The organism is Methylophaga sp. UBA1464 (assembly GCF_002325665.1).
Classification (GTDB): domain Bacteria; phylum Pseudomonadota; class Gammaproteobacteria; order Nitrosococcales; family Methylophagaceae; genus Methylophaga.
This window is the reverse complement of sequence record NZ_DCSO01000060.1, coordinates 562-4,094: the sequence shown is the minus strand read 5'-3', so window position 1 is coordinate 4,094 and position 3,533 is coordinate 562. Positions and strand designations below refer to the sequence as shown.

General features: G+C 47.1%; 2 protein-coding genes. Both read left to right on the top strand.

What is annotated here, in order from left to right; all coding sequences use genetic code 11:
- A partial coding sequence (locus B3O33_RS07410) for an efflux RND transporter periplasmic adaptor subunit (RefSeq protein WP_292363310.1) occupies nucleotides 1-843 on the top strand: 843 nt, incomplete at its 5' end.
- Nucleotides 840-3,533, top strand: a 2,694-nt coding sequence (locus tag B3O33_RS07405; RefSeq protein ID WP_292363309.1) for an efflux RND transporter permease subunit, incomplete at its 3' end; no start/stop codon positions are given. The genes B3O33_RS07410 and B3O33_RS07405, both read left to right, overlap by 4 nt.

The window sequence follows — 3,533 nt, the reverse complement described above, 5'->3', positions numbered from 1 at the left end:
CAGGTTATCGCCAGACTTGATGATCGCTTGCTTCGCTCCCAACTCACCCGCGCCCAGGCATTAACCAGAAAATCTGCTACCGATCTTGCCCAAATCAAAGATCTGGTTGCCCGAAAATTGACGACTCAGACCGAATTAACCCGTATTGAAACAGAACTCGCTGTCGCCCAGGCTGAACAGGAATCCCTACAAACCCGCCTATCCTATTTTGTCATTCGTTCTCCGATAAGTGGCGTCATTACACAGCGTAACAGTGAACCCGGCAACATTGCTGAGCGTTATTCACATCTGATGACGATTGCCAATCAACAGACGTTAATTACCGAAGTGCGCCTCTCAGAATTACTTTTAAACAATATTCAGGTCGGTGATGATGTATCCATTCAAATTGATGCATTACGTACTGGCCGACGTCCGCATCCAGACCTCACCGGTAAAATCAGTCGAATCTTTCCGGATATTGATCCAATGACCCGAACCGGAACACTTGAAATAGCGTTGTCCCCCGTTCCGGAAGGTGCCAGGGCTGGCCAATTTGTCCGTGTAACGCTCACCACACAACAGGCAAAAAGACTGTTAGTGCCATTTATCGCGCTGCGCCGTTCTGTCGAAGAGGAGTATGTGTTTATTGCAGATAGCGATAATGTCGTGAAGCGTGTGCCCGTCTCTACCGGGCTGGAAATTGCAGATCAGATAGAAATTGTAGAAGGCCTGGAAGGCGGTGAGCAGGTTGTTATTCGTGGATTTACCAATCTTCGGGAAAATAAAGCGGTGAAAATCGTTAATGCGCCTGCTGCAAGACAAGCCATGCCGGCATCAACCAAACAAATCACTTCCCAATGAGAATCCAGGGAGGTGTGCTGGCAGCCTGGTCGATTAAGCACCCGATCGGTGTCTCAATGATTGCAGCAACAGTCATCGTCCTTGGATTAGCGGTTTTAAGCCGCCTGGCAATCGATCTGCTACCCCAAATTGTCTATCCCGATATTCGGGTACGTATTCTCGATCCAGGTGTCCCCGCAAGTGTCATGGAAGATCAGGTCACACGGTTAGTCGAAGAACAGTTAGCGATTACCGAAGATGCGTTAAACGTGCAGTCCTCTTCTGATCTCGGTTTGGTTGAAATTGATATTACCTTTGATTATGGCAAAGATATCGATATCGCCCTCCGAGACGCCAGTACGCGATTGGATCGGGCCAAAACCCAGCTCCCCGATTCCATTCAACCACCTGAAATCTACAAACGTGACCCATCACAGATCCCAGTTATTGAATTTGTCGTTAGCTCTGATTTAATGGATTTAGTTGATCTGCGAACCTGGACCGACGATGTCTTAAGCAAATGGTTTATTAATTTGCCTGGGGTTGCTGCCGCAGAAATCGGTGGCGGGGTTGAACGCGAAATTCAGATCATCCCAGACCAGCAGCGCCTGGCAGCGATGGGACTCAGCTATCGCAATATTGTAGATGCCATTCAGACAGCCAACGATGATATCGCAATTGGACGATTGCAAATGCCGGGCAATGAGATTACCGGTCGCATTGGTGGCCGATTGAATTCGGTTGAAGCAATTCGGCAACTACCGATTGGACGATCAGATAATAATATTATCAAACTGCATGAAGTGGCTAAGGTTGTCGACAGCAGTGAAGATGAGAGACTGCGAATCCGGGCCAATGGTATCAGCGGCATCAAAATGGCCATCCAAAAACAGCCAACGGCCAACACGAATAATGTGGTTGAAGTGGTGAAACGCCAACTGCTCTGGCTTGAAGAACAGAATGTCATCCCCCCCGGCATCGATGTGACAACCGTGACAGACCAATCTGTCTATATCAAACAGTCTCTGAAAAATGCTGCAACAGCCGCTATCAGTGGCGGTATTCTGGCCATGCTGGTGGTGTATCTGTTTCTCGGCAATTTACGTCGTACCTTAATCATTGGCAGTGCTATCCCAATTGCCATTATGTTTACCTTTGTATTGATGGGCATGGGTGGACTGACGCTCAATATCATGACCTTAGGCGGTCTGGCGCTTGGTGTGGGAATGCTGGTGGACAACACCATTGTCATGCTGGAAAACATCTATCGTCATCAATGCAAGCATGAGCAACCCCTGGAAGCCGGTACCCATGCAGCAGCGGAAGTCAACGGTCCGATTATCGCTTCAACATCAACCAACCTTGCAGCCATTTTGCCGTTTTTATTTATCGGCGGTTTAACCGGATTATTGTTCAGCGAACTGATTTTCACTATTTCAGCAGCCATTTTTGCCTCTATGGTGATTGCCCTCACCCTGGTTCCAGCCTATGCCGCCAAAGTCACCCAAATCAGCAATAATCCCATCCGTAGAATGATGGATGGTTTAATTGGCTTTTTACAATTGGGTTACGGCAAAGTCATTCGTTTTTTCCTGAAAATCAAATTGTTAATCATCGCGTTATTTATTGGTGGCTTTGCCCTGAGTTTGCCAGTTTTTACCAGTGGTCATCAGATCTTACTGCCCAATATCGATGACGGTCGTATTGAAGTACGGATGATTTCTGACTCCGGTGTCTCGGTGGATGAGATGGACAGTTATGTTCAGGAGCTTGAACGAATCATGCATGCCAAACCGGAAACGATGACCATCTTCACTCTGGTAGGGGGCAGCGTCTTCGGACGCTCTCAGCGTGAAGAACCCAGTCGGGCAGAAATGACTGTTGAGCTTGTGCCTGCGGATGAAAGGGAGATATCCAGCCAGCAATGGATAAAAGATATCCGCAAACAGGTCGATGAACTGCAGATCGCGGGACTACGCGTGTTTTTATTTCAACGCGGCATTCGGGGATTACGCACTCATAGCGGAGATCAGGATATAAGTCTGCGATTACAGGGCAATGATTTTTCTGTCATGAAAACCGTTGCCGATGAGATCGCCGATAAAATGCGACGAATTCCGCAATTAAGCAATGTAGAACACTCTGCAGAAGATGAACGGTTTGAAATTTCCATCAAACTGAATCGGGATAGAGCACAGGAACTTGGGTTAAACATGCAGGATCTTGCTGAAGCCGCTCAAACGGCTTTGCAGGGACGCGTTATCAGTGATTTTCTTGAAGGTAACCGCTCTTATGATATCCGTCTGAGACTTCCTCAGGAAGAAATGAACAATCCACAGGCGTTACGATCCATCATTCTGTTTCCTTCATCAGATGGAAGCACACCGTTATATCTTGGCGATGTTGCCGAAATTGAATTACTGGATACACCGTCACGGATTCGTCGTGAAAACCAGATGCGTATTGTAGAGTTATCAGCTGCATTGGTTGATGGTGCAACGTTAGGAGAAGCCTTGATTCAACTGGATCAAATGCGTCAGGAAATTAATTTACCATCGGGTTATACCATCTACGATGGGGGGCAAAGACAAGCCCTTGAACAACAGCAAAATCAAAACCTTCTTCTGATTGCTCTGGCATTATTTCTGGTTTTGGTCGTTATGGCGATTCAGTACGAATCGTTGCTTAACCCTATCATTATTCTGTTAAGC